Source organism: Bacteroides sp. D2 (genome assembly GCF_025147085.1).
Lineage (GTDB): Bacteria > Bacteroidota > Bacteroidia > Bacteroidales > Bacteroidaceae > Bacteroides.
Window position 1 is genome coordinate 245,280 of record NZ_CP102261.1, and the last position, 26,696, is coordinate 271,975.

Consider the following 26,696-nt stretch of genomic DNA (forward strand, 5'->3'; position numbering starts at 1 on the left):
TACCTTTGCACAGAAAACAAAAGTAATCGATAGTAACTATGGAAGAGCAAATACTAATTTTTCGCACCTCGGTTAAGAATGTACGGGATATCAAACATATCGCAGCGCTTTTCACCCTATGTCCCCAAATCTACAAATGGAATGTAGATATGGAGGACTGGGAAAAAGTGTTGAGAATAGAATGTCAGGGAATCACCCCGACTGAAATATCAAAGGCATTACGCGCCATCAACATTTATGCGCAGGAACTGGAATGAAGCAGAGAGAAAGCCATAAACTAATAACGAGGTAAATCCTTTACTTCTTCATAATATTTTTCTATTCCAATCTCTTGCATCCGTCTGTTGATGGCTACAAATCTCTTATATAAATGTTCATCAAAGCCAGTATTCTCACAAGGGAAATGGCTACACTGGAAGCAATAATCCACTTGCTTCTCTTCACTGCATACACGAACATTACAGGTTTTGAACAACTTGCATTTTTCTTTTCTGCACCCCTGACAAGTCGCCATATATAAATGATTCAAAAACTCTTTAAAATCGGGATATTTTGCAAATACAGGCTCATCAAGCATCTCTACAAAACGTTGTGCATAGACATCAAAATTGCCTAATACCTTCTTGAGTTCACCGCTGTGATAAGAAATATCTCCATTGGCAAAAGCAAAGCACTTTCCGCAATGCAGTCCACAAGGGGCAATCCGCCCCTTAATAAATTCACCATCCACCTTTTTCATTTTCACTCTTCAATCATTAATTCCATCTGTATGTCTCCTCTTTCATAAGTCGTGTGATATTCGGGAAGTTCCTTGAAGCCCAACTTATGATAAATATGGATAGCCGATTTCAAACGGGTATTGCTCTCTATAAAGATTCTTTTACCACCAAGCTCCTTCGCCTTATTTACAACAGCTTCACAAAGTAGTACTCCGATACCTTTTCCTTGAACCTTGGGGCTAACGGCCAACTTGGCTAACTCATAATCATACAACGGATGATCCATCTTGCACAAAGCACATACACCGACAGGTTCATCTTTATAAAGAGCCACTAAGATAGCTCCTCCCTTATCCAGAATATATTCCTGTGGATGGTCTAAAGCCTTGTAATCGGCCTCTTCCATCCGAAAGTAAGCAGTTATCCACTCTTCGTTAAGAGTCCGAAAGTCAGATTGATAGCAAGGTTCATAAGGAACAATTTTTATGTCCTTACTCTCACGTTCCTTTTTCGCCTCCTCTACCCGCTCCAACAGGGATTTATCCAACAAAAGATTCTCCCATTCTTCGATAGCTTTCCAAAGATCGTTCCGGGTTTGCTGCGTGATTTGCTCAATAGCTGCCGTAACATCTATGCACTGTTCCGAAAAAGAGTCGGACATTCTTTTTCCTTTGGCAGATAACATGACCATGTTTCTTCTCCCGTCGGATTTGTCCTTTGTCTCTTTCACTAATCCTTTAGCTACCATTTCTTTAATAATATTACTCACGGAAGGATGAGAATGACCAATCTCTTTGGCAATGGACGTAATGGTTTTTGCCTCCCCACGTGATAATACAAAAAATACAGGAAACCATTTCGGTTTGAGGTCTACTCCAAACATTTTATAGATGGCGGCTGCATCTACTGTTATTTTATCGGTCAACATGCGTAATCTGCTACCGATGGCTAATTTTCCTGTCTGATTAAAAAAGTCCATGTTTTTTATTAGTTGCGTTATTAAATACGTAATTGATTACGCAAATATATTAGCTTTTTATAATATGAACAAACATTTTTCGCAAAAATACGTAAGCAGTTACACAATTAGTTTCATTTATGGTTTAATAACAGGAAATTCAGTTCACCTACAGAGTGCTCCCCTGGATTTTTCCCAAAATTTTAGGGAACTGCCAGAAGAACAACAAAGTACAACAAATTGCCGCTGTCGCATCGGATATTGCTTCAGCCGCATATACACCGGCTACCCCCATAAAGTGTGGCAATATCAATGCCAATGGGGTCAGCAGAATTGCTTTGCGCAGCAAGGCTATGAAAATAGAAATTTTTGCTTGTCCCAAGGCTACAAACATATTTTGGCAGGCTCGTTGCAATCCGAAAATAGTCATACCACCCAAGAAAACAGGCATTGTCCAGCGGACTGTTTCTATCAGTCTTTCATCACTCGTAAAGGCGGAAGCTACTGTTGAGGGGAAAAGAATCATAAACAACATCAGCAGTAAGTTGAATGAGAACATGGTTATCAATGCGACACGAAAACAGTCTTTGACACGTTGTTTATCGCCGTGCCCATAATTATAACTCACAATAGGAACGAACCCTTGCGCAAATCCTGTTAATGGGACACTTGCAAATTGCATCGCACTTTGCAAGATGGTCAATGCGCTGACATAAATATCTCCAAAATCTTTCAGGCTGCTGTTCAGAACAAAGCCAACCAGGCTTTCGGTACTTGCCATAATAAACGGTGATACGCCCAAAGCAAATATAGAAAGTATTATTTCCCGGTTCAACGCCATATAACGTTTTTCTAAAGGGAGAGAGGCGTGCCGGGAGAAAAGGAAAGTTAAAACCCACACTGCACTACATGCCTGTGAAAGCACTGTAGCCAGAGCTGCACCTTTTACTCCCATATCGAGCCAAAAAATGAAAATCGGGTCGAGGACGATATTCAACAGTGCTCCTATTAATACCGAGTACATGGCGATAGCAGGACGCCCTTGTGCATTGATAAAAGAATTTAATCCTGTGGATATTTCCACGAAGATAGTTCCTAATAAATAGATAGAAAGATAGTTGACTGCATACTCCAATGTATTTTCTGAAGCTCCTGTAAAGAGTAGAATCGGCTCCATAAAGGTATACGCGATGAGAGAAGTAAACAAGGTAAATAGTATTAACAGGATAAAGCCATTACCCAGAATTTTTCCGGCACGTGAACGATCCCCCTGTCCGAGTGCGATAGCCGCTAACGGCGCACCCCCACCTCCTACTATCGCTGAAAAAGAAGAAATCAGTATAACAAGAGAAGTCGTTACTCCTACACCCGCCAATGCCATCCGTACCAATCCCAGGGATATGACCAATATAAATACGGTCGACCATGCTATAAAGCAAATTAACAAATTGCGCTGCCACAGCCGGAAGTGCCATCTTAAAAACAAGCGGTAACATGCGCTCTGTCCCCCAGTCGTTCTTCATATTTATTTATCATCCCAAACTTCTTTTTCTAAAATCAGTTGCAAAGTTATAAGAAAAACAGGCTTCCGATTTAAAACCATTGGATAAAATAAATATAATACATCAGTTATCTCCGTGTAAGAAATCCATAGATATACTGATTGATAAGGTTGTGTTGTTCTTCCGTTCCATTCTCCCCCATATTACTATGCGTTATTCCGTCCAATTTCACAACCTTCATCCGGAATTGTTCCTGCTCCTTTTCAGTGGGTAATACTCCTGAATCCGCATCATAATCGCATCCTCTTAACGTATAAAGTCGAGGATTCCGTGTTCTAGGCATTATCATTCTGCGATGATCCATAGATATGGCTTTATTTATCAACTGCGGATATCGGGTAGCAAATAACATGGTCATATCTCCGCCATTGGAATGTCCTATCAATATAAAGTCATTCCAATTTAATTGTGGCTTCAATTTCTTAAATTCCTGAATAGTAAAAAGAATATTTGCCACTCCCCTTTCCCAATTTGGCATGCGTGTTTCCATGAAATTACCTTCCATGGCCAAAAGAGGATCATCTGCCAATTCATGTTGTATGCTTATTACGTAAAAGCCTTTCTGGGAAAGGAATCGTGTTAGATAGGCATAAGTCTGATTGGACTTATTATTTTTATTTCCATCGTAGCCGTGGCTAAATATAATGACTTTTGTTTTCGAATTCACTTTGTGCGGCTGATAGACGGCTAGCGGTATCACTCTGTTTCTTGAAGCATCAAAAAGGCAAGTCAAAAACTCTATTTGTGAGAAACAAGAGAGTGCTGATAATAAAAGAACAAATACAATAATTAGTTTCTTCATGTCTATGATGTGATATTTATTATTCTATAAATCTAAGAGCAACTGAATTATAACAATGAATGCATAATGTAAGGAAGGGATTATAAAATGATTTTCTCATAAAGTTTGAACCACTCTAAACCGTAATGACCCAATCCTAAATCTACGGTATCAATGTATTCGAACCCATACTTTTCGTACAATGAAATAGCCGGAAGATTTTTCTCGTAAACATCTAACCGCACAGACTTTATCCCCGAACTTTGAGCCAATTCCAATGAATAATCCATTAATGCATGCCCTACTCCTATTTTCAAAAAAGAAGGATGTACAACAAAAGTATGTATCACAAAGATATGACTATAGTCCAGTTCTATTTTCCATTTGACATTCTCATAAGCCTTTTCCGGTTGATGATTTAAAATGACTGAACCGACAATTCTTCCATCATATCTTGCTACGTAAAGCGTTTCATCATTTACACCGGCAACCGCATCTTCCCGAACAGGATAAACACCTTTTATCCACCCGGGATAATTAGTCGTAACAGCCAGATAATCATTCAGTTCATCATACAGCTTTTCCAGTTCATCTATATCAGCAGAAGTTCCGGGCTCTATTATAAATTTCATATATACACACTGTTTATCTTTTTATCAGTTCTTCAATCTTTCCACCTGTAATATAAGGTATACATTCGGATATCTTCTCAATACTCCAATCCCACCATTGCAATTTCTGCAATTGGACAATCGTATTCTCATCAAAACGCTTCCGGATTTCTTTGGCTGGTGTCCCACCTACTATCGTATAAGGAGGAACATCTTTAGTAACCACTGCCCGCGACGCAATGACCGCTCCATCTCCGATATGAACTCCCGCCATGATAACAGCTTCATATCCAATCCAGACATCATTACCTATTACTATATCCCCTTTATTATCCCAGGCAGAGGTTACATCTCCTTTATCTAAATTCCATTCCTCAAAAAAGATAGGAAACGTATAATTGGATAAAGAACCCAATGTGTGGTTTGCGCTGTTAAAAAGAAATTTGGCTCCACAAGCAATGGAACAGAATTTGCCAATTATCAATCGGTCTTTATTAATCGGATAATGATATAATACATTGTTCTTCTCAAAAAGAACAGGATCATTTACAAAGTCATTATATATTGTATAATCACCTACCATAATGGCAGGATTCTTAATCACTGTATTCAGATAAACAGTCTGGAAATCATTGGTGCGAGGATATGTTTTTGAATTCATTGTGTCAGCAGAAGAGGATTTATATTACATAGCAAATATACAAGATAAATTTCAGACTATCACACAACGAACTAAATATGTATCCCATATTGATGCTTCACTTCAGCCATCACAAACGTGCTTTCCAGTGATCCCAAGCTATCAATCGTCCCCAACACATTCAGAATAAACTCCTGATAGTATTTCATATTGGGAGCATGAATCTTCAACAGGTAATCATAACTTCCTGATATGTTATAACATTCGGTTACTTCAGGAATATCCTGTATGATCCGTGTAAACTCGGCTGCTATATCCCTGTTCAGACGTCTAAGCTTCACACTGCAGAATACGACAAATCCCTGATTCAGCTTTTCCGCATCCAACACGGCAATATACTTCTTTATATATCCTCCACTCTCCAACCGTTTAAGACGTTCAAAAACAGGAGTTGAAGAAAGGCTCACCCGTGCAGCCAGCTCTTTAGTTGTCAATCGGGCGTTTTCTTGCAAAGTACGGAGTATTTGCAAATCGACTCTATCCAGTTTATCAAAAGTATCCATAAGAAAAATATTCTTCTAAAAGGTGATTTTTAGGAATAATGCAGATACATTATTCCATATAACGGCACAAAAATAGCTTTATTTTCTATATTTAAGCCATATATTGTTCGATATATCTACATCCCATAACTTTGCAAGAAAATAAAGAAAGAATATAAAACTTAAAAAACATACGATTATGGCAACAAAGAATTTACATTTCGAGACTTTACAAGTTCATGTAGGACAAGAACAAGCAGATCCGGCAACAGATGCCCGTGCAGTACCTATTTATCAGACTACCTCTTATGTATTTCACAATTCCGCTCACGCAGCCGCACGTTTCGGCCTGCAGGACCCGGGAAACATCTACGGCCGCCTGACCAACTCCACTCAAGGAGTTTTTGAACAACGCGTAGCCGCTCTTGAAGGAGGAGTAGCAGGGCTGGCAGTTGCTTCGGGTGCCGCTGCTATCACTTATGCTTTCGAGAACATCACTCGCGCAGGCGACCATATTGTAGCAGCCAAAACTATTTATGGAGGAAGTTATAACTTACTGGCTCATACCTTACCCAGCTATGGCATCACAACAACATTCGTTGATCCAAGTGATTTATCGAACTTTGAAAAAGCCATTCAGGAAAATACGAAAGCCGTATTTATCGAGACGCTGGGAAATCCGAACTCAAATATCATTGATATAGAGGCAGTAGCTGAAATAGCTCACCGCCACAAAATTCCTTTGATTATTGATAACACGTTCGGTACTCCGTATCTAATCCGCCCCATCGAACACGGAGCAGATATCGTAGTACATTCTGCAACAAAATTCATTGGCGGACACGGTTCTTCATTAGGAGGAGTTATTGTAGATTCGGGAAAATTCGACTGGGTAGCTTCCGGCAAATTTCCACAACTAACCGAACCTGATCCGTGCTATCATGGCGTACGCTTCGTTGATGCAGCCGGTCCGGCTGCCTATGCCATCCGTATCCGGGCTATTCTGCTGCGCGACACAGGTGCCACCATCAGTCCATTCAACGCTTTTATCCTGTTGCAAGGCTTGGAAACTCTTTCCTTGCGCGTAGAACGCCATGTAGAAAATGCATTGAAGGTAGTGAATTTCTTAAACAATCACCCGAAAGTGAAGAAAGTGAACCATCCGTCATTATCCAATCATCCTGACCATGCACTGTATCAACGTTACTTCCCGAATGGTGCCGGTTCCATTTTTACTTTCGAGGTAAAAGGCGGACAAGAAGAAGCACACCGCTTCATCGACAGCCTGGAGATTTTCTCCCTGCTTGCCAATGTTGCCGATGTGAAATCATTGGTGATCCACCCGGCAAGCACTACCCATTCACAGCTCAATGCACAGGAACTCGCCGAACAGGAGATTTATCCGGGCACCGTACGTTTATCAATTGGAACGGAACATATTGATGACCTGATTGCGGATTTGGATCAGGCGCTTGCCAAAATCTAACATTCAATCATTGAACTTTCCATGACTGCAAGATGTTATACCTATATAACATTAAAAACATTGCAGTCATGGAAAAATATTTAATACACAGCAACGAACTGCATCTGATAGACGCAGAGAAAATCCATCAAGCCGTAGAAAAGATGGTGGAATCACTCGATTTAGCCGCAGGATCAACCACTAACTTCGATCTCTATCAGGTTGTGGAAAACTACTTTAAAGATCTCGAGAAAAGGAGAAAAATTAATCATGTACTGGGAATCAAAGAAGATAGATATGAACTAGCCGAAGATTTCGGTATAAAATAAATAAGAGATTTATTCAATCACACCAGACAAGTTTTCCAAAAAATAAGGGAGTTGCACGTTAAGTACAACTCCCTTATTTTTTGAATTATCAGAGTATAACAATCAATTTCCCTGATGCACAGTAAGCTGTGGGAAAGGAAAGTTAATACCTTTTTCATTGAAGGTTTCGTAAATTGCTTTATTGGTATCGAAATAAACACCCCAATAATCTCCACTATTTACCCATACACGTACCACCACATTCACACTGCTGGCATCCAGCGCATGAAGAGCTATAAACGGAGCAGGTTCATTCAAGATACGTTTATCTTCAGCCAGAATATCACGAACTATCTGCTGAACCTTATTGTAATCTTCTCCATAATCTATACCAATAATCCATTCAACACGGCGGGTTTCCTGATGACTGTAGTTGGTCACTACTCCACTGCTCAATGAACCATTTGGAATATAAATCAATTTGTTGTCCGAAGTAGTAAGGATGGTATGAAATATCTGGATTTCTTTTACTGTACCGGCTGAACCTTGCTGTGTTTCTATCCAGTCACCTACCTTATAAGGTTTGAACAAAAGAATAACCAGTCCCCCGGCAAAATTCTGCAAATTGCCGGACAAAGCCATACCGACAGCCACACCGGCAGAAGCCAATAAAGCCGCAAACGAAGTTGTTTCAACTCCCAAGGCGCCGACAACAGAAATAATTAAAAGGATTGTCAACAGAATATTTACCAGACTTCTAACGAAAGTTTTGATACTAACATCCACCTTTCGTTTATCCAACAGACGTCTTATAAACTTGTTGAGCAACGAGATAAGGAAACGTCCGACAATAAAGACGATGACCGCAATCAGTATACGTTCTCCGGCACGAATACCGAAGTCTATCAGTTGTTGAGTAATCAGCGAAAGTTTATCCAATCCGTCAGCATTGGCAATCGCTTCTTCCATTAATTTATCTGCGGCCACTTGCACAGAATCCGCAGCTTGTGTTGCTTGCAATAATAGTAGCATAATTAAAATATATATTAAGTGAATAAATTGCTGTTTTGCTATTTCAACAATCTACAAAGTTATATTGTTTTTAGCGAATCTAAAAGTTTTTTTTGCTTTCCTCCTGCAAAAGCTGTATTTTTGTAACCGATTCACTGGTAGGGGTGCCTTAACATGACGGGCTGAGAACATACCCATAGAATCTGATCCGGGTAATGCCGGCGTAGAGAACTAATTAGTAAGCAAAAATGAAAAGAATTGTATGGATGGCCGTCGCCTTATTGGGCGCAGGCATCACTGTTCATGCACAGACGAGTGCAAAGGACAGTATGAGAGTAGTAAACCTGCAAGAGGTGCAGGTAGTATCCACACGTGCCACAGCCAAAACTCCCGTGGCATTCACCAATATAGGTAAAGCAGAACTCAAAAAGGTAAACTTCGGACAGGATATCCCCTATCTGCTAAGTATGACTCCTTCCACATTGACCACATCGGATGCAGGAGCCGGTATCGGTTATACGACACTTCGCGTACGTGGAACCGATGGCACACGAATCAACATCACAGTAAACGGCATACCGATGAACGATGCCGAAAGCCATAACCTGTTCTGGGTGAATATGCCCGACTTTTCTTCTTCCGTAAAAGATATGCAGGTGCAGCGCGGAGCAGGTACATCGACGAACGGAGCAGGTGCTTTTGGAGCCAGTGTCAATATGCAAACCGAAGGTGCATCTATGAAACCATACGCCGAATTCAATGGTTCATACGGTTCGTTCAATACACACAAGGAAACAGTGAAAGTGGGAACCGGCTTACTCAATAACCACTGGACGTTTGACGCCCGCCTTTCCAATATCGGTACGGACGGATACATAGACCGTGCTTCGGTGGACTTGAACTCTTACTACCTGCAAGGAGGTTATTTTGCAGAAAACACCTCTGTGAAACTGATTGCATTTGCCGGAAAAGAAAAGACATATCATGCTTGGGGATATGCAACAAAAGAGCAAATGGAAGAATTCGGCAGACGTTACAATCCTTGCGGGGAAATGTACACCGATGCCAACGGCAAAAAACATTATTACGACGACCAAACAGATAATTACCTGCAAAAGAATTATCAACTTCTCTTCAATCACACTTTCTCAACGGCTTGGAACCTAAACGTTGCCTTACATTATACCAAAGGTGACGGTTATTACGAAGAGTACAAAGACGGCAGATACCTGATAGAATATGGGTTAAAGCCATTTACAATAGATGGAACCGAAGTAGCTAAAAGCGATTTAGTCCGTCAAAAGAAGATGGATAATAAATTCGGCGGCGGTGTTTTTTCTCTCAATTACACAGCCAACAGGCTAAGTGCATCCCTGGGCGGCGGATTAAATCAATACCGGGGCAATAACTTCGGAAGAGTTCCCTGGGTGAAAAACTACGTAGGTTCTCTATCTCCCGACCATGAATATTACCGCAACAAATCCAAGAAGACCGATGGAAATATTTATCTGAAAGCGAACTACGATCTTACCAGAGGACTAAGTGCTTATGCCGATCTCCAGTATCGCCACATCAACTATACCATCGACGGAAACAATGATAAATATGACTGGAGCAAGAATGCGCTGCGTCCACTGGCAGTAGATAAAAAGTTCGATTTCTTTAACCCGAAAGTAGGATTAAACTGGAACATCACTTCCAACCATCGTGTGTATGCCTCTTTCTCGGTTGCTCAAAAAGAGCCGACAAGAAACAATTATACGGATGGTGATCCGGACTCGTACCCCAAAGCAGAAAAGCTGCTCGACTATGAAGCAGGATATACCTTTGCCAACCAATGGCTGACAGCAGGTGCAAACTTCTACTACATGGACTATACCGACCAACTGGTTCTGACCGGAGCCTTAAACGATATAGGTGAAGCACTGACCGAAAACGTGCAGGACAGTTATCGCATGGGAATCGAAATCATGCTGGGAATCAAACCGTGCAAATGGTTTCAATGGGATATCAACGCTACATGGAGCAAAAACCGTATTCAGGATTTCGTAGAGAGCCTGCCGGGCTACCACTATAATAACGACGGTAGCTCTACTTCTCTCCCAACTATTCAGATAAAGCATAAAGACACTCACATTGCTTTCTCACCAGACTTCTTACTCAACAATCGTTTCTCATTCAATTATAAGGGATTCGAAGCTGCCCTGCAATCACAGTTCGTAAGCAAACAGTATATGACAAACGCAGAAGTTGAAGAACTGACTCTTGATAAGTATTTTGTCAGCAACCTCAATCTGGCGTACAGCTTCCGTCCCAAGAAAGTACTGAAAGAAGTCACTGTAGGATTTACTGTATACAATTTGTTTAATGAAAAATATGAAAATAACGGCTGGGCATCAAGTGACTACACCGATACGCTGGAAAATCGGGGAAACTATGCCGGATATGCTGCACAAGCAGGAACAAACGTTATGGGACATGTTTCTTTCCGCTTTTAATCACACAGAGTTATGGAATTGAATTTTCTGGAAATATTCGGTACGATTGTCGGGCTGATCTACCTTTGGTTAGAGTACCGGGCAAGTATCTACCTTTGGATAGCGGGCATTGTGATGCCTGCCATCTACATCTTCGTATATTACAAAGCCGGATTGTATGCTGACTTTGGCATCAATATTTACTATCTGATAGCCGCTATCTACGGTTGGTTCTTCTGGATGTGGGGACACAGGAAAAAGAAAGGTCAGCAGTCAGCAAATATTTCAACCAATAACAACCCCAAAGACCTTCCTATCGTACATACTCCATGGAAATGTTACTTACCTCTTTTTCTGGTATTTATTGTTGCATTTATCGGCATTGCGTGGATACTGATCGAATATACGGACAGCAACGTGCCCTGGCTGGATAGTTTTACCACGGCATTGAGCATTGTCGGTATGTGGATGCTGGCACGCAAATACGTCGAGCAATGGTTTGCCTGGATTCTTGTGGATATTGTCTGCTGTGGACTTTATATCTATAAAGACCTTTATTTTACTTCTGCTTTGTACGGACTTTACTCCATTATAGCTATCTTTGGCTACTTTAAATGGAAAAAATTAATGAATATACAATGATAAACGAACACTATACTCCCGAAGCCGTGATACTTGCCAACGGTGAATATCCTACACATGTACTTCCCCTGAAAATGCTGGAAGAAGCTAAATTCGTGATTTGCTGCGATGGAGCAGCCAACGAGTATATTTCCTGCGGACATACCCCGGATGTGATTATCGGTGACGGAGATTCTCTTTCACCGGAAAACAAAACGCGCTTTTCAGATATTATTCACCATGTAACCGATCAGGAAACGAACGACCAAACCAAGGCTGTTCGCTTCCTGCAAGAAAAAGGCTACAGGAAAATTGCTATCGTCGGTGCTACTGGAAAACGGGAAGATCATACTCTCGGAAATATCAGTCTGTTACTGGACTATATGAAAAACGGCATGAAGGTACGGACGATCACCGATTACGGAGTATTCATTCCCGCAAGCGACACACAGACTTTCGCCTCTCATCCCGGCCAACAAATATCTATCATCAATTTTGGCGCTAAAGGATTGAAGGGCGAAGGATTGATTTACCCGCTTAGCGACTTTACCAATTGGTGGCAAGGCACGCTTAACGAAGCGATAACTGATGAGTTTACTATTCATTGCACGGGAGAGTATTTGATATTTCTTGCTTATTGAAAAAGAAGACTGAAGCGGGGCGAGAATGTTCGGCACCACTCCAGTCATTCGGAAAATAAGGTTTATTACTTACTCAGGTTTCTGAAGTAAGTTGAGTTAATTATTAGTAGCATAGACTTTATATATCTTTGTGAAATTAGTATTCAATCCTTTTCTTACTTGTGTGATGCGCAAAGTAAAATCGTCTCCTCGTTCTCCATAATAATAAGAGAAAGTGTTATTCCATTGAGATGTAGTTTCCTGATACACCATATCAGAAGATCTGACTCCGTAAAAATCAAATAACCCCCAAATAACTTCTGCATCATGCATAAACCATTCCCATTGATACATCGCGGATATAAAACCGTTCAGATCCACAGAGAAGTTATTATCGGAAGATGTATAAGTGAAATTGTGTGAACCATCATTATACAAAAAAGTCATATTACCATCTGAATAAGCCGGTTTCCAATACTGGATAGCACCAGTGCCTTTATATTCCACTCTATTTAAGTAATTCATATAATAATCCATATCCGTTATATAAACAAATGTGCTTACACCCCCACTTTCGCTAGTACCGTTCCACATCTTTGTCAAATATCCATTAGAACCTACAAAGCCCGTATTGACGATTTTCCCGTTAAGCCACAGATAAGCCTTCGTGTCATCATAAGTAAATGTATACGTTTTACTTGGAGTCTTATACCTCATGATACGTCCTCTGCCATCATATTCGAAGGTATATGTATCTTTATCGTCAACGACTATTTTCGTCACTTTAAATCTAGCGGAATAGGGCTTATAAGGATTATTATCATCGGTTCCACCTATTTCACTTTCCTCTCCATCATTTTGCTCCGGAGAGGAAAGTTTGTAATAGACAAACTTCAAATAATAGTCTTCATAGTTTATCACCAAAACAAGGATATTCTTTCCCAGCGTGTAGATTTCATAACGGATATCGGATATAAAGATGGAATAAAAATCTCCAGATAAGTCCCATTTCTGATTCACACTGTTTCCATTAGGATATGTCAACTTGCAGTTTCCATCCTCCGTAAATTCAAGATTCGGTTCTTCCGAAATATCCTCTTTGGATTGTTCTATCCCATCCTCATCGACCACTGTTTTAGATGACAACTTCCATTCTCCAAAAAGCATTTTACGTGCTTGCACATTTCCGGTTTCCAAAACAACCGTCTCATCTCCGTCAGAAATACAACTTGATATTGCAAACAGACAAAGCATTATTGCTAAAAACATTTTTATTCGTGCGATTACATATGTTACTTTCATATTCTGTCCTCCATTTATTTGATTTCAAATTCAACTCTGCGGTTTATCAATCTCCCTTCTTCCGTGTCATTAGAAGCTATCGGTTTAGTCATCCCATAATAAGTATAGGAAAGTTTGGAAGAACCAACCCCTTTCTTTATTAAATAATCGTATACAGCTTTCGCTCTTTTCCTGGAAAGTTCCATATTGAAATCTTCTTTACCCACATTATCCGTATGTCCTTTAATTTCAACACTAAGATTTGTTCTTTGCATCAACATGGCTATCTTATCAAGGTAAGCATATGAATTTTTGTTTATTGCACTCTTGCCAAATTCAAAATTGATAACATCTACTGCGCAGATTGTCTTTCCGGCGATAGTTTTTTGGGCTACCACTAAATCGAGAATCTCTTCCAACGTATAACACGGTTTTTTCTCCTCAATGATTACAGGTACTTCCTCTTCTTCTACCACAATCGGTTTCTCAACAACGGGAACGGGCTTTTCCTTTTTAGGCATCTTTTTAAATATACTCAAAGGAACGGACACAGCTGCCGTAATTTCTATGTCCTGATGTTTCCGTGTACCGGTAATATCATATATTGCCCGATTGACTGCGATAGCTTCCCCATCTTTTTCTTTACTTCCGTAAGTGTCAGTGATGCCATACTGATAATTTGCTTCCAAAGCCAAATGAATCTTTTTCCCTGCTGCAACTTTAATAGGAATCCGTATTCCCAACCCTGCAGCCACGCTAAAATTTACTTTAGAGAAGTTCGCGTCGTTTATATCCAGAGGTTCCCATTCATAAGCCTCACCATCATGGAATTCGGTATAATTAACTTCGCCTCCTCTGCCAATCCCTAACACGGGGGCTACATAGACATAAGGACCCACTTTAGATGGATTAGTAAAATTAAAGATAAAGGGCAGACGGAAATCTGTGTATTTCGTCTTTAGTTTATAAGAGATATTGCTATCTCCTATTTTAGTTCCACGTGACAAGAAGAGAATTTCCGGTCGGACAGAAAATTTTCGGTTTCTACCCAAATCAAACTCGGCAAATATCCCACCAACTCCATTAGAAATCCAGTCCGAACTGTACTGGTCAAGATTAGAATAATGCATATTAGACAAATGCATTCCTCCTTTTACTCCCAATCTTACTCTTTCAGATTTATCACCCGATTGAGCCATCACTAAAAAACAAAAACAGCACAGGGAAAAAAATAATAAACTCCTTGCTTTCATAAAAAATGTGTTTGTTCTGTCCGCAGTCCCTTAAGGCAGAATTTACAAAACGGAAGCGTGGAACTGCGTGCCATTCCGTTAACGAAGGTCCTGAGAAAACCCAATAACACAAAATGGACAGCAGCCCCACGCCTATAGCGCGAGAACCGCTCATGCCATTCTTGTGTTATTTTGAAAATTTCTCAGGTTTTCGTTAACAAGAATGAAGCACAACGCTTCTTACAATATCACTATAAAAAATGTTCAGGGACACTTCCCTTCAACGATGCTTGCAAAGATACACACTTTTTAGCAATTCTCCATATCTCATTTCCAATAATTCCCGTTTTCTCACCTATCAAGAACAACATTTATAAGAAATACATAATATGAAAATAAAAGTTCAAAACTCGATCCTATTTAACACATCAATATACTCTCACTCTGAATAGGGTGATACTTATACAATTGAATCGAAAATACCTTTATTCATTACGGTGCGGAAATGAACTAAACAGTAGCTTCCAATAGTCAGTAAGAGATAACCTGTCTTAATACTGTATTTAGTTTCCTGGCTTTTATAAATAATAATTAGATCTGCACTTCAGTTTTCGTTCTACTTAAGTCGAACGATAGAACCACTTAAGTTGAACTATCGCTCCACTTAAATGGAACGAAAACCCATTAGGAAACGAAGAAAATAATAGTTCTAAGAAGAATTACTAAAAACTGTATTGCGTTAGATTAGTCCTTGTAACTATGAATTTAGCTCAAAATCGTACGAAAAGCAGCTAAATGAGAATAAAATGAGGTATCTATCATTTTAAACGAAATGAGGATTCTCCTCTCCCTTGTATAATGTAGCTATACACTGTGAAAAGAGACTTCTCACTACGCTTAGAACAATAGATAAAACCGAAAATTCAATCCAAGACCTCTTCTGAAGTGATAAAAAGTGAATACTACAATGAAAGGAGATAGCTCTTGAAATCAGCAAAGTCTTTCGTCATTTGCAAACTCTTCTTCTCGCCTTTCATAAATTCCTGCAACTTGGCAGGTATCTCTACTGATTCACCGATAATGCTTTCCACTGTTTCAAGGAATTTAGCCGGATGAGCCGTTTCAAGGAACACACCTGCTTCACCCTCTTTCAAGCCTTCTACCAATGCGCGGTATCCGCAAGCTCCGTGAGGATCAAGGAGATAATGATGTTCTTTCCAAGTTTCTTTCACCGTTTCACGGATCTGCTCGTCGGTATAAGTTGTTCCTGAAATTTCGACAGAGATAGCAGCATGCGAACCATTATACAAATCAAGCACACGGGCAAAGTTACTAGGATCTCCCACGTCCATAGCGTTAGCGATTGTTGCAATAGACGGACGGGGATTGTATTTGCCAGTTTGCAGGTATTGATAGAAAATATCGTTGCGGTTGTTGGCAGCAATGAAACGCTTCACAGGCAATCCCATTTTCTTTCCGAACAATCCTGCGGTGATATTTCCGAAGTTTCCGCTAGGTACACAGATTACAACATTATCAGCTTTTCCGGCACGTTTCAATTGTGCATAAGCATAGAAATAATAAAATGCTTGTGGCAGGAAACGGGCTACATTGATGGAATTGGCAGAAGTCAATGACAGATGTTCATTCAACTCCTTATCCATAAAAGCAGCTTTTACCAATGCCTGGCAATCATCAAACGTTCCGTCCACTTCGAGCGCAGTGATGTTCTGCCCCAGTGTAGTGAATTGTTTTTCCTGTATTTCGCTGACTTTTCCTTTCGGATAGAGCACATATACATGAATACCGTCCACACCCAGAAAGCCGTTAGCCACGGCACTTCCCGTATCACCGGAAGTGGCTACCAGTACATTTACATTCTTCTGTCCTTCCTTCTTAATAAAGTATCCCAGCAGGCGCGCCATGAAACGACCGCCTACATCTTTGAAGGCCAATGTCGGTCCGTGGAAAAGTTCGAGCGAATAGATGTTATCTGCAACCTTAACCAAAGGTACATCGAAACTTAATGTATCATATACAATCTGTTTCAGCGTATCGGCAGGAATATCCTCACCGAAGAAAGCATCGGCTACGCGATAAGCAATTTCCTGAAAGGATAAACTATCAATCGTATCGTAAAAGTCCTGTGGAAGAGGTTTGATAGACATAGGCATAAACAGCCCTTTGTCGGCAGCAAGCCCTTTTACCACCGCTTCTTGCAGTGAGGCAACAGGTGCTTGTTTATTCGTACTATAATATTTCATAATCTGTGGTGACTTATTTCATGAATTCTTTTATAAACTCGTCTTCTTTCAGAAGTCCGTAACTACCGTTGCAAGCAGCTATTTCATCATACGTCTGCACTTCGTCCGGCTCGATACCCGGATACCAGATAAGAAACGGAATGGGATCAGATGTATGAGTACGAAGCTCACAGGGAGTAGGATGATCGGGCAATACAGCAATGGCTACTGGTTCGTCCCAATCTTTCACTGCTTCATAAATAGGACCTACGGCACGTTTATCAAGATTCTCGATAGTGAGAAGTTTCAAGTCGATGTCTCCTTCATGTCCGGCCTCATCACTGGCTTCGATATGCAGATAAACAAAATCATCCGTCTTCAATGCTTCCAAGGCAGCGGCCACTTTGTTTTCATAGTTCGTATTATAAAGTCCGGTTGCTCCCTCTACTGCGATGCGACGTAAATCAGCATAGTAACCGATTCCGTTTATCAGATCGACAGCCGAGATGACTGCTCCTTTCTTTACCTGTGGGAAAGTCTCGGAGAAAGTAGGCATCTGCGGACGGTAACCGGGACTCCAGGGCCAAATACTGTTCGCAGGATCTTTACCTTCTGCCATACGTTTCAGATTTAATGGATGATCTTTCAGCAATTCCTGTGATTTCAGAATCAGATCGTTAATCAGATCTGCCGTTTCTTGCGCTTCCGGAACCAATGGTTTCACCATCAATGGACGGAAAGGTTTCAAAGGTACATCATGCGGAGGTGTACAATCCAGTTCTTTATTACCTCCCTTGATAACCAATAGATGGCGATACTGAACTCCCGTATGAAAGCGTACGCGGTCATTGCCCAGTTTTTCTTGCAGATATTGAATCAATACATCTGCTTCTTCCGTAGATATATGTCCGGAGGAGTGATTCTTCAGAATTTCTCCTTCCACACAAATCAAATTACAGCGCATTGCCATCTCACCCGGTTTCAGATCCACACCAATACTGGCAGCTTCCAGCGGTCCGCGACCTTCATATACCTTTGGCAAATTATATCCCAACACGGACATATTGGCAACTTCACTACCCGGATGGAAACCTTCCGCCACAGTAATCAGGCGGCCGTTACGTCCCATGCGAGCTAGCTTATCCATATAAGGCGTCTTTGCATATTGCAGGAGCGTCTTGTCCCCTAATGACTTCACTGGCCAATCGGCCATTCCGTCTCCCAATATGATAATATGCTTCATAAATTGAAAATTGAGAATTGAGAATTAAAAAATGAAAGAAAGCCTTAGATCCGTTTCCGAATGGTATTTCTCAATTTTTAATTCTCAATTTTTAATTTATTAAACGTTTGCGATACTCATGATGTCGGCAAATACTCCGGCAGCCGTTACGCCGGCACCGGCACCGTATCCTTGAATCATCATCGGATATTCTTTATAGCGTTCCGTAGTGAGCAGGATAATATTGTTGCTGCCCTCCAGTCCGTAGAACGGATGGTTGGCTCCTACTTCCTGCAGGCCGACGGAGGCTTTTCCATTCTCCAGTTTGGCGACGAAGCGCCAGTGCTTGTTTTCTTTTTCCAATACCTGGCGACGGGCTTCAAAGTCTGCGTCGAGACTTGGAACACGTTTCCAGAAATCTTCCAGAGAACCTTCGAAGAAGTCATTCGGAACAAAGAGGTTCTTTTCAACATCTTCCTGTTCCAGACGGTATCCGGCTTCACGTGCCAGAATCACCAGTTTACGGATCACATCTTTTCCACTCAAGTCAATACGTGGGTCCGGTTCAGAGTAGCGTTCTTCCTGTGCCATTTTGATGGTACGGCTGAAAGGAATATCGGCGCTGATTTTATTAAATATATAGTTCAGTGTACCAGAAAGCACCGCTTCAATCTTCAGAATCTTGTCACCGCTATGAATCAGGTCATTAATTGTATTGATGATCGGAAGACCTGCACCTACGTTTGTTTCGAACAGATACTTCACACCCCGTTGGCGGGCAATCGTTTTCAGTTCACGATAGTTTTCATAAGCGGAAGAAGCCGCAATCTTATTGGCTGCTACCACAGAGATATTGTGTTGCAGGAAATCTTTGTAAAGCGATGCGATGTCAGCGCTGGCCGTACAGTCTACAAATACAGAATTAAAGATATTCATTCCGATAATCTCGTCGCGGATGGTTTGCAAGCTGCTGTCCTTGCCCTTTTCCAGCAGTTCTTCCCGGAAGTTGGCGAGATCGAAACCTTCACGGCTGAACATTGCCTTGGCTGCATCAATGATGCCTACTACATGAAGTTTCAGTCCGTTTTCCATCATCAGCTTTTGTTGCTGGCAACGAATCTGTTCTACCAGACTACCCCCTACCGTACCGACACCACAAATAAAGAGGTTCAATACTTGATATTCGGAGAGGAAGAAAGAGTCGTGAATAACATTCAATGATTTACGCAAGGATTTGGAATCGACCACAAAAGAGATATTGGTTTCCGAAGCTCCCTGTGCACAAGCAATTACGTTGATGCCATTACGTCCCAGTGTACCGAAAAGTTTACCTGCAATACCCGGTGTGTGTTTCATATTCTCACCTACAATAGCAACTGTTGCCAGATTTCTTTCTGCCAGAATCGGAGAAATCTCGCCCATCTCTATCTCTTTCGCAAATTCCTCGTTCAGCACTTCACAAGCCAGGTCGGCATCGGCATTACGCACACCGATAGAAGTACTGTTTTCCGATGAAGCCTGTGAGACGAGGAACACGCTGATTCCATTCTTTGCCAATGCTTTAAAAATGCGGTAGTTTACACCGATCACACCTACCATACCAAGACCCTGAACAGTAATCAGACTTGTGTCGTTGATGGAGGAAATCCCCTTGATAGCCTTGCTCTGCGGGTTGGAAACTTCTTGTTTGATAACCGTTCCCACTCCATCCGGGTTGAATGTATTCTTTATTATAATAGGAATATTCTTGTGACATACGGGATAGATAGTCGGCGGATAAACCACCTTTGCGCCGAAGTTACAAAGTTCGGTCGCTTCTACGTAACTCAATTCCGTAATCGTATAAGCCGTTGAAATAACACGCGGATCAGCCGTCATAAATCCGTCTACGTCCGTCCAGATTTCCAGACTTGCCGCATCCAGCGCCGCAGCAATAATGGCAGCCGTATAGTCCGAGCCACCGCGTCCGAGGTTCGTTACATCCCCTGTTGTTTTATCTGAAGAGATGAATCCCGGCACCAGCGCTACTTTAGGAATAGACTGGAAAGCCTCTTTCACCAGTTTATTAGTCAATTCTGTATCCAGCGTGTGCTTACTATGCTTTCTTTCCGTCTTGATAAAAGTGCGCGAATCGAACCATTTTGCTCCCTCAATCAGTGCGGTGACGATGATCGATGAAAGGCGTTCACCATAGCTGACGATTGTATCCGAAGTCTTCGGGGAAAGGTCTTTAATCAGGTAAATTCCCTGAAAGATATCCTTCAATTCGTTCAGTAGTTCGCCAATCTGACGTTGCAACGATACTTGCTTTTCTCCGGCAGGAATCACCTCCTTAATCATCTCCACATGACGGTAAACGATTTCGCGAAACTCACCCTCATAGGCTGAATCTCCCACTGCCGCCATCTTCGATGTATTTATCAATTTGTCAGTGATGCCTCCCAATGCGGAAACAACTACAATTACCGGCTCATTTGCCGACTCTACAATTCTCTTTACGCTTAAAATGCTGTTCACGGAACCTACGGATGTTCCGCCGAATTTCATTACTTTCATGAAGATACTTATTTAAATGCAATGTCCTGCAGTTTGCTTTTTACAGAACGATTGGTTGTTTACGAATAAAATTGAATTTGAATTTTGCCTGCTTATACAAGCGTGAATCACGTAGATACACAAAAACTATCCATTAACCCCTAAGGGTCATGGTACACATGGATGTGACTGTATGTGGATAGTACTTCATCATAGTCCTTGTTTCTACTCTTGTTTTTGATAAGTGTCGCAAAAGTAATAATAAAAACGTTCAATCTATCACTTTTTTCGGTTTTTTTCTGATAAAAAGAATCTTCCGCCTTCTCTTTATCCGGTCATCCGCCTTCACTTTTATGACATTTTGTTACTTATTTACCAAATCTATTATTATATTTGCGAAAACAATCGCACAAAATCAGTTTATGAGCCCATTAAATACTTCCGTATTGTTAATATACACCGGTGGAACAATTGGTATGATTGAGAATGCCGCGACAGGTGCTCTGGAGAACTTTAACTTCGAGCAACTGCAAAAGTATATCCCCGAACTGCAAAAGTTCAATTTTCCAATTGACACCTATCAGTTTGATCCTCCGATGGATTCGTCGGACATGGAACCGGACATGTGGCGGAAGCTGGTACGCATTATTCATGACAACTACAATCGTTACCACGGCTTCGTCATCCTGCACGGAACGGACACGATGGCTTATACCGCTTCCGCACTAAGTTTTATGCTGGAAGGACTGGACAAACCCGTTATTCTCACAGGCTCACAGCTTCCCATCGGCGTACTCCGCACGGACGGAAAGGAAAATCTGATGACCAGCATCGAGATTGCTGTCGCACAAAACAAGGAAGGGAGGGCGCTCGTACCGGAAGTGTGCATCTTCTTTGAAAACCATCTGATGCGGGGAAACCGCACGACCAAGATGAATGCGGAAAACTTCAACGCGTTCCGTTCTTTCAATTACCCGGTATTGGCGGAAGCCGGAATCCATATCAAATATAATAATGTGCAGATTCACGTAAATGGTGAAGAGCGGGAATTGAAGCCTCATTATCTGCTAGATACCAATGTAGTGGTACTGAAACTCTTCCCGGGCATCCAGGAAAATGTGATTGCCGCCATTCTGGGGATTGACGGATTGAAGGCTGTCGTGCTCGAAACATACGGTTCGGGAAATGCTCCCCGGAAGGAATGGTTTATACGCCGACTTTGTCAGGCCAGCGAACGTGGCATTGTGATTGTCAACGTGACGCAATGCAGCGCAGGAATGGTAGAGATGGAACGTTATGAAACGGGCTACCAGTTGTTGCAGGCAGGTGTTGTCTCCGGATATGACAGTACGACGGAATCTGCTGTGACGAAATTAATGTTCTTACTGGGACATGGATATACAGCGGACGAGGTGCGCGACCGGATGAACCGTTCGATGGCAGGAGAGATAACTCTGTAAATTCCCTGTTTGTTTTACGCATTGAACAGATTTTATCTGAATTTGTTTTGCGCGTTGAACAAATTATGCCTATTTTTGTATTCCATAGAAAACAAATAAAGATATGGATACACTAATCAGAAGATACAAAAGGTTATTAACAGCTACTTCCACGACCTATATCAGAAGCCTGATGAATACAATCAATTGGGATAACCGTCTGATTGCTATCCGAGGAGCTCGCGGAGTTGGGAAAACAACTTTAATGCTTCAATACTTAAAACTTCATTATGCCAATGATAGCCAAAGTGCCTTATATACAAGTTTAGATAGTCTGTATTTCACACAGCATTCTCTTAGCGAACTCGCCGAACAGTTTTACCTGAAAGGAGGTAAATGCCTGTTCTTGGATGAAGTGCACAAATATCCGTCATGGAGCAAGGAAATTAAAAATATATATGATGAGTTTCCTGAACTGAAAATAGTATTCACCGGGTCATCCTTACTCCAACTGCTGAATGCGGAGGCCGACTTGTCTCGTCGATGCATATCATATAATATGCAAGGGCTATCCTACCGTGAATATCTGAATTTATACCATCAGATTGACATCCGCCCTTACACGCTGGAAGAGATATTGGACAATAGTGATGGAATTTGTAATGAAGTGAATTCCCAATGCCGTCCCCTCGCCTATTTTGAAGACTATTTGAAACATGGATACTATCCTTTCTATTTGGAAGGAAATGCGGAATACTACACACGTATCGAAAATATAGCCAACCTGATACTCGAAATCGAACTTCCCCAGCAATGCGGAGTGGACATCAGTAACGTGCGAAAACTAAAAAGTCTGCTGGGAATCCTCTCCTCCGAAGTGCCTTTTATGGTGGACATCACTAAACTCTCTGCTATGGCAGAACTTTCACGTACTACTATTTTGGCCTATTTACAGTATCTGGACAGAGCTAAATTAATCCACCTTCTTTATTCGGATAATGACTCTATCAAAAAGTTACAAAAACCGGATAAGATTTATATGGAAAATACTAACCTGCTTTATGCATTGACCTTTAAAGATGTAAACAAAGGAACATTGAGAGAGGTGTTCATGGTAAACCAACTCGCCTATCAACATCGTGTGGAATATTGCACGCGTAGCGCAGACTATACGATAGACAGTAAATATACGATAGAAGTTGGCGGGAAAAGCAAAGACGGGAAACAGATAGCTAACACTAAACAGGCATTTATTGCCGCAGATGATATTGAATATTCGGCCGGAAATAAGATTCCACTCTGGGCATTCGGATTTTTATATTAAAGAAAGAGAATATGGCAAAAGAGAAAACCGTATATGTATGCAGTAATTGCGGACAGGATTCACCGAAATGGGTGGGTAAATGTCCGTCGTGTGGAGAATGGAATACGTATGTTGAAGAAATTGTACGGAAAGAACCTACCAACCGCCGTCCGGTGTCGGGCATTGAAACACAGAAACCCAAACCACTGGCACTTAGCGATATTGAAGCGGACGACGAGCCACGCATTAATATGCACGACGATGAATTGAATCGCGTATTGGGTGGCGGACTTGTACAAGGTTCTCTTGTCCTGATAGGCGGTGAGCCGGGAATCGGTAAATCCACGCTCGTCATGCAGACCGTACTGCACATGCCGGAAAAGAAAATCCTTTATGTGTCCGGTGAAGAAAGTGCACGACAGCTTAAACTCCGTGCCGACCGTCTCTCTGATACTTCCAGCGATTGCCTGATTGTTTGTGAGACTTCGCTCGAACAAATTTATGTGCATATCAAGAATACGAATCCCGATTTAGTGATTATTGACTCTATACAGACTATTTCCACCGAGAGTATCGAATCATCTCCCGGAAGTATTGCGCAAGTCAGAGAGTGTTCGGCATCTATTCTTCGTTTCGCGAAAGAAACGCATACCCCTGTGTTGCTGATCGGTCATATTAATAAAGAAGGAAGTATTGCAGGACCTAAAGTATTGGAACATATCGTAGATACCGTCCTTCAATTTGAAGGCGATCAGCATTATATGTATCGTATTCTGCGCAGTATCAAGAATCGTTTCGGCAGTACGGCAGAATTAGGGATTTATGAAATGCGTCAGGATGGGTTGCGCCAGGTGAATAATCCTTCCGAGCTTTTGCTTAGTCAGGATCATGAGGGAATGAGTGGAGTGGCTATTGCTTCCGCTATCGAAGGGATCCGCCCGTTCTTGATCGAGACACAGGCTTTGGTCAGTTCTGCTGTTTATGGAAATCCTCAACGTTCGGCAACCGGTTTCGATTTAAGAAGAATGAATATGCTGCTGGCTGTTCTCGAAAAGCGTGTCGGATTTAAGCTGGCACAGAAAGATGTGTTCCTGAATATTGCCGGAGGATTGAAAGTGAATGATCCGGCTATCGATCTGCCGGTTATCAGTGCGATCCTTTCTTCCAATATGGATGCAGCCATTGAACCGGAAGTTTGCATGGCGGGAGAAATCGGTCTGTCGGGAGAGATACGTCCTGTGAATCGAATTGAACAGCGTATCGGTGAAGCTGAAAAGTTAGGTTTCAAACGTTTCTTGCTGCCTAAATATAACTTGCAAGGGATCGATACCCAAAAACTGAAGATAGAATTAGTACCGGTGAGAAAAGTAGAAGAGGCGTTCAGGGCTTTATTCGGATAAGCAATAAATTTCTATCTCTGCTACTTATAAGCCAAAATATTTTCACATATATAATATTAATAGAATATCTCAATCTTTTTAACAACACCTATTTTATAGCATCAACGCAATAGATAAAAAGAAATAAAATTGTATATTTGCACAATTATAATTAAAACGAGAAACAAAAAACAGTAAGCTTTAATTCTGACATATTAGTATTTGCTATTATTTCTTGTGTAGTAAAACGACCAAATAAAAAGCTCGAAAGAAATAAACTTGGTGAATACACCTTCAACGGGGTGTGTTCCTACGGTTTATTTGGTTCGGGCTGGGTGCTTGGTCGTACCTTCTACATTCTGAATAAATACGAGGTCACACCTTTTTTATGCCCGAATACACCCCCTTAAAATTGCATAGCCTATGGTATAAATTTTCAATCTTCTTATAATAGAATATTGCTTCACAACATTTCTCCGATAGAAAAACGACCAATTTATTCTAAAGCCCAGAGAAAGGTATAGGTGAATGCATCCCGTTTTATTTTGTTACGAACTGGGTGCGTTTCGCTTTGTATACTTCCCTCCAGAGAAAAGATACAAAGTGGAGCGCACTTTTTCCATAACAAATTAAAACTTATTAAACAATGACAGACGAAGAGCTTCAATCAAAAAGCATCGATTTCCTCCGCTTTCCACTAATTGTAGGAGTAGTGCTAATTCATGCACATTTTTCCAATGTAATTATGAATGGTGTTAATGTTAATATATTGCATGAATACTCATGCCCGATATATGATACAACATCTTATTTTTTTTCAGAACTAATTGGCCGTATTGCCGTTCCACTGTTCTTTTTCATTTCCGGCTTTTTATTCTTTTACCGATCGAAGGAATTCTCACTATCAGTATATAGACATAAATTAAAGAATCGTGGACGCTCTATCTTGCTCCCCTACTTATTTTGGAACCTAATGATTATTTCATATTCCATTCTCATACAAACGATTCCGGGACTTTCGTCAAGTACCAATCAGTTAATGGATATGTATTCATTGACTGATTGGTTAGATGCTTTTTGGAGCATAAATGGAGGATGTCCTATTTGTTATCAATTCTGGTTTTTACGCGATTTAATAGTTATGATACTTTTTTCCCCGTTGATATATATACTTGTGAAATACTTCCGTTGGTTTAGTGTCTTTGTATTAGGAGTATTGTGGTACTTTAATTGGTGGTTCTCTCTTCCCGGATTTAGTATAGCAGCCTTTTTTTTCTTCTCTGCAGGAGCTTATTTCAGTGTTCAAAACTGTAACTTTGTTGCATTGCTAAAGCCTTGCCTATTTCCTTCAGCAATGTTTTATTCTCTATTGGCGCTTGTATGCATATATTTTAGGGAACAACCATGGATAAACTTTATCCATTCATTGAGTATTCTTACAGGTATTGTTCTTGCCATTTCTCTATCAGCCCACTTTATAGAACGAAGAATGTGGACTGCAAATACTTTCCTTGTAGGTGGCGCTTTTTTCATTTATGCCTTTCATGGTATACCATTAGGAGTTATCTTAAAATATACCCTTAAATACCTTCCCGTTTCAAACGATATGATATTTTTGAGTATTTACTTTTTGAGTGCAGGATTTATCATTCTTACAAGTTTGGGAATTTACAGTCTATTGAAGAAATGGCTTCCCCGTTTCTTAAGTGTTGTGACAGGGGGACGCTAAAGATATAGTTTGAAATCA

22 protein-coding genes, 1 pseudogene and 1 riboswitch are annotated in these 26,696 nt (G+C 41.0%); of the genes and pseudogenes, 10 read left to right on the forward strand and 13 right to left on the reverse strand.

What is annotated here, in order from left to right; genetic code table 11:
- Positions 1-38: 38 nt before the first annotated feature.
- Complete coding sequence (locus tag NQ505_RS00965) at positions 39-257, forward strand: hypothetical protein (RefSeq protein ID WP_008999031.1); 219 nt, start codon at positions 39-41, stop codon at positions 255-257.
- Between the two features lie 20 nt (positions 258-277).
- Here NQ505_RS00965 and NQ505_RS00970 read toward each other — a convergent pair whose 3' ends face one another.
- The 7 genes and pseudogenes from NQ505_RS00970 to NQ505_RS01000 form a co-directional block, all read right to left on the reverse strand.
- A complete protein-coding gene (locus NQ505_RS00970) occupies positions 278-739 on the reverse strand; it encodes a DUF3795 domain-containing protein (RefSeq protein WP_008999032.1) in 462 nt (153 codons plus the stop codon).
- 2 nt (positions 740-741) lie between these two features.
- Entirely contained in the window at positions 742-1,698 is a 957-nt protein-coding gene (locus tag NQ505_RS00975) for a GNAT family N-acetyltransferase (protein ID WP_008999033.1), read from the reverse strand.
- A 148-nt stretch (positions 1,699-1,846) separates the two neighbouring features.
- Positions 1,847-3,213: pseudogene (locus NQ505_RS00980) on the reverse strand (MATE family efflux transporter).
- Positions 3,214-3,306: 93 nt separating this feature from the next.
- Positions 3,307-4,041 (reverse strand): alpha/beta hydrolase, encoded by a 735-nt coding sequence (locus NQ505_RS00985; protein ID WP_008999035.1) that lies wholly within the window; start codon positions 4,039-4,041, stop codon positions 3,307-3,309.
- 80 nt (positions 4,042-4,121) lie between these two features.
- Positions 4,122-4,652, reverse strand: coding sequence for a GNAT family N-acetyltransferase (locus tag NQ505_RS00990; protein WP_008999036.1), 531 nt, complete (start codon positions 4,650-4,652; stop codon positions 4,122-4,124).
- A gap of 13 nt (positions 4,653-4,665) precedes the next feature.
- Positions 4,666-5,292: a CatB-related O-acetyltransferase gene (locus tag NQ505_RS00995; protein WP_004306418.1), complete on the reverse strand. Its 627-nt coding sequence runs from the start codon at positions 5,290-5,292 to the stop codon at positions 4,666-4,668.
- A gap of 71 nt (positions 5,293-5,363) precedes the next feature.
- Complete coding sequence (locus tag NQ505_RS01000) at positions 5,364-5,834, reverse strand: Lrp/AsnC family transcriptional regulator (protein ID WP_004299136.1); 471 nt, start codon at positions 5,832-5,834, stop codon at positions 5,364-5,366.
- Positions 5,835-6,012: 178 nt separating this feature from the next.
- Between NQ505_RS01000 and NQ505_RS01005 the strand changes: the two genes are divergently transcribed.
- Positions 6,013-7,299 (forward strand): O-acetylhomoserine aminocarboxypropyltransferase/cysteine synthase family protein, encoded by a 1,287-nt coding sequence (locus NQ505_RS01005; protein ID WP_004299135.1) that lies wholly within the window; start codon positions 6,013-6,015, stop codon positions 7,297-7,299.
- A 68-nt stretch (positions 7,300-7,367) separates the two neighbouring features.
- The gene (locus NQ505_RS01010) at positions 7,368-7,607 is read left to right on the forward strand and encodes a hypothetical protein (RefSeq protein WP_004306417.1); all 240 of its coding nucleotides are present in this window, start codon (positions 7,368-7,370) and stop codon (positions 7,605-7,607) included.
- Positions 7,608-7,709: 102 nt separating this feature from the next.
- Here NQ505_RS01010 and NQ505_RS01015 read toward each other — a convergent pair whose 3' ends face one another.
- Positions 7,710-8,618: a mechanosensitive ion channel family protein gene (locus NQ505_RS01015; protein WP_008999037.1), complete on the reverse strand. Its 909-nt coding sequence runs from the start codon at positions 8,616-8,618 to the stop codon at positions 7,710-7,712.
- Between the two features lie 129 nt (positions 8,619-8,747).
- Positions 8,748-8,844, forward strand: a riboswitch (TPP riboswitch).
- Between the two features lies 1 nt (position 8,845).
- Here NQ505_RS01015 and NQ505_RS01020 point away from each other — a divergent pair.
- Genes NQ505_RS01020 through NQ505_RS01030 form a run of 3 tightly spaced genes read left to right on the forward strand, consistent with a single transcriptional unit; the run spans position 8,846 to position 12,336 of the window.
- Entirely contained in the window at positions 8,846-11,095 is a 2,250-nt protein-coding gene (locus tag NQ505_RS01020; protein ID WP_032853509.1) for a TonB-dependent receptor, read from the forward strand.
- A 12-nt stretch (positions 11,096-11,107) separates the two neighbouring features.
- Positions 11,108-11,716 (forward strand): nicotinamide riboside transporter PnuC, encoded by a 609-nt coding sequence (gene pnuC / locus NQ505_RS01025; protein WP_008999039.1) that lies wholly within the window; start codon positions 11,108-11,110, stop codon positions 11,714-11,716.
- Complete coding sequence (locus tag NQ505_RS01030) at positions 11,713-12,336, forward strand: thiamine diphosphokinase (RefSeq protein WP_008999040.1); 624 nt, start codon at positions 11,713-11,715, stop codon at positions 12,334-12,336. The genes pnuC and NQ505_RS01030 overlap by 4 nt, the downstream gene beginning before the upstream one ends.
- Positions 12,337-12,432: 96 nt before the next feature.
- On the opposite strand, the gene NQ505_RS01035 is transcribed toward NQ505_RS01030, so the two are convergent.
- The 5 genes from NQ505_RS01035 to thrA all read right to left on the reverse strand — a co-directional run bounded on the left by NQ505_RS01035 (position 12,433) and on the right by thrA (position 20,849).
- Complete coding sequence (locus NQ505_RS01035; RefSeq protein WP_008999041.1) at positions 12,433-13,617, reverse strand: hypothetical protein; 1,185 nt, start codon at positions 13,615-13,617, stop codon at positions 12,433-12,435.
- Between the two features lie 14 nt (positions 13,618-13,631).
- Complete coding sequence (locus tag NQ505_RS01040; protein WP_157179075.1) at positions 13,632-14,849, reverse strand: OmpA family protein; 1,218 nt, start codon at positions 14,847-14,849, stop codon at positions 13,632-13,634.
- A 941-nt stretch (positions 14,850-15,790) separates the two neighbouring features.
- Complete coding sequence (gene thrC, locus NQ505_RS01045) at positions 15,791-17,092, reverse strand: threonine synthase (RefSeq protein ID WP_008999044.1); 1,302 nt, start codon at positions 17,090-17,092, stop codon at positions 15,791-15,793.
- A 13-nt stretch (positions 17,093-17,105) separates the two neighbouring features.
- Complete coding sequence (locus tag NQ505_RS01050; protein WP_008999045.1) at positions 17,106-18,314, reverse strand: cofactor-independent phosphoglycerate mutase; 1,209 nt, start codon at positions 18,312-18,314, stop codon at positions 17,106-17,108.
- A gap of 99 nt (positions 18,315-18,413) precedes the next feature.
- A complete protein-coding gene (gene thrA / locus NQ505_RS01055) occupies positions 18,414-20,849 on the reverse strand; it encodes a bifunctional aspartate kinase/homoserine dehydrogenase I (protein WP_004299126.1) in 2,436 nt (811 codons plus the stop codon).
- Positions 20,850-21,250: 401 nt separating this feature from the next.
- Between thrA and NQ505_RS01060 the strand changes: the two genes are divergently transcribed.
- From NQ505_RS01060 to NQ505_RS01075, 4 genes are all read left to right on the forward strand, one after another.
- Positions 21,251-22,288 carry an asparaginase gene (locus NQ505_RS01060; protein WP_008999046.1) on the forward strand — a complete coding sequence of 346 codons (1,038 nt, stop codon included), beginning with the start codon at positions 21,251-21,253 and terminating at the stop codon, positions 22,286-22,288.
- A gap of 103 nt (positions 22,289-22,391) precedes the next feature.
- Positions 22,392-23,591 carry an ATP-binding protein gene (locus tag NQ505_RS01065; RefSeq protein WP_008999047.1) on the forward strand — a complete coding sequence of 400 codons (1,200 nt, stop codon included), beginning with the start codon at positions 22,392-22,394 and terminating at the stop codon, positions 23,589-23,591.
- 11 nt (positions 23,592-23,602) lie between these two features.
- Complete coding sequence (gene radA / locus NQ505_RS01070; RefSeq protein ID WP_008999048.1) at positions 23,603-24,970, forward strand: DNA repair protein RadA; 1,368 nt, start codon at positions 23,603-23,605, stop codon at positions 24,968-24,970.
- A 625-nt stretch (positions 24,971-25,595) separates the two neighbouring features.
- Positions 25,596-26,678 carry an acyltransferase family protein gene (locus tag NQ505_RS01075; protein WP_008999049.1) on the forward strand — a complete coding sequence of 361 codons (1,083 nt, stop codon included), beginning with the start codon at positions 25,596-25,598 and terminating at the stop codon, positions 26,676-26,678.
- Positions 26,679-26,696 lie beyond the last annotated feature (18 nt).

Bases quoted from the DNA above. Each gene is read 5' to 3' on its own strand.
- NQ505_RS00965 (WP_008999031.1), top strand. From the start codon at position 39: ATGGAAGAGCAAATACTAATTTTTCGCACCTCGGTTAAGAATGTACGG.
- NQ505_RS00970 (WP_008999032.1), bottom strand. From the start codon at position 739: ATGAAAAAGGTGGATGGTGAATTTATTAAGGGGCGGATTGCCCCTTGT.
- NQ505_RS00975 (WP_008999033.1), bottom strand. From the start codon at position 1,698: ATGGACTTTTTTAATCAGACAGGAAAATTAGCCATCGGTAGCAGATTA.
- NQ505_RS00985 (WP_008999035.1), bottom strand. From the start codon at position 4,041: ATGAAGAAACTAATTATTGTATTTGTTCTTTTATTATCAGCACTCTCT.
- NQ505_RS00990 (WP_008999036.1), bottom strand. From the start codon at position 4,652: ATGAAATTTATAATAGAGCCCGGAACTTCTGCTGATATAGATGAACTG.
- NQ505_RS00995 (WP_004306418.1), bottom strand. From the start codon at position 5,292: ATGAATTCAAAAACATATCCTCGCACCAATGATTTCCAGACTGTTTAT.
- NQ505_RS01000 (WP_004299136.1), bottom strand. From the start codon at position 5,834: ATGGATACTTTTGATAAACTGGATAGAGTCGATTTGCAAATACTCCGT.
- NQ505_RS01005 (WP_004299135.1), top strand. From the start codon at position 6,013: ATGGCAACAAAGAATTTACATTTCGAGACTTTACAAGTTCATGTAGGA.
- NQ505_RS01010 (WP_004306417.1), top strand. From the start codon at position 7,368: ATGGAAAAATATTTAATACACAGCAACGAACTGCATCTGATAGACGCA.
- NQ505_RS01015 (WP_008999037.1), bottom strand. From the start codon at position 8,618: ATGCTACTATTATTGCAAGCAACACAAGCTGCGGATTCTGTGCAAGTG.
- NQ505_RS01020 (WP_032853509.1), top strand. From the start codon at position 8,846: ATGAAAAGAATTGTATGGATGGCCGTCGCCTTATTGGGCGCAGGCATC.
- pnuC (WP_008999039.1), top strand. From the start codon at position 11,108: ATGGAATTGAATTTTCTGGAAATATTCGGTACGATTGTCGGGCTGATC.
- NQ505_RS01030 (WP_008999040.1), top strand. From the start codon at position 11,713: ATGATAAACGAACACTATACTCCCGAAGCCGTGATACTTGCCAACGGT.
- NQ505_RS01035 (WP_008999041.1), bottom strand. From the start codon at position 13,617: ATGAAAGTAACATATGTAATCGCACGAATAAAAATGTTTTTAGCAATA.
- NQ505_RS01040 (WP_157179075.1), bottom strand. From the start codon at position 14,849: ATGAAAGCAAGGAGTTTATTATTTTTTTCCCTGTGCTGTTTTTGTTTT.
- thrC (WP_008999044.1), bottom strand. From the start codon at position 17,092: ATGAAATATTATAGTACGAATAAACAAGCACCTGTTGCCTCACTGCAA.
- NQ505_RS01050 (WP_008999045.1), bottom strand. From the start codon at position 18,314: ATGAAGCATATTATCATATTGGGAGACGGAATGGCCGATTGGCCAGTG.
- thrA (WP_004299126.1), bottom strand. From the start codon at position 20,849: ATGAAAGTAATGAAATTCGGCGGAACATCCGTAGGTTCCGTGAACAGC.
- NQ505_RS01060 (WP_008999046.1), top strand. From the start codon at position 21,251: ATGAGCCCATTAAATACTTCCGTATTGTTAATATACACCGGTGGAACA.
- NQ505_RS01065 (WP_008999047.1), top strand. From the start codon at position 22,392: ATGGATACACTAATCAGAAGATACAAAAGGTTATTAACAGCTACTTCC.
- radA (WP_008999048.1), top strand. From the start codon at position 23,603: ATGGCAAAAGAGAAAACCGTATATGTATGCAGTAATTGCGGACAGGAT.
- NQ505_RS01075 (WP_008999049.1), top strand. From the start codon at position 25,596: ATGACAGACGAAGAGCTTCAATCAAAAAGCATCGATTTCCTCCGCTTT.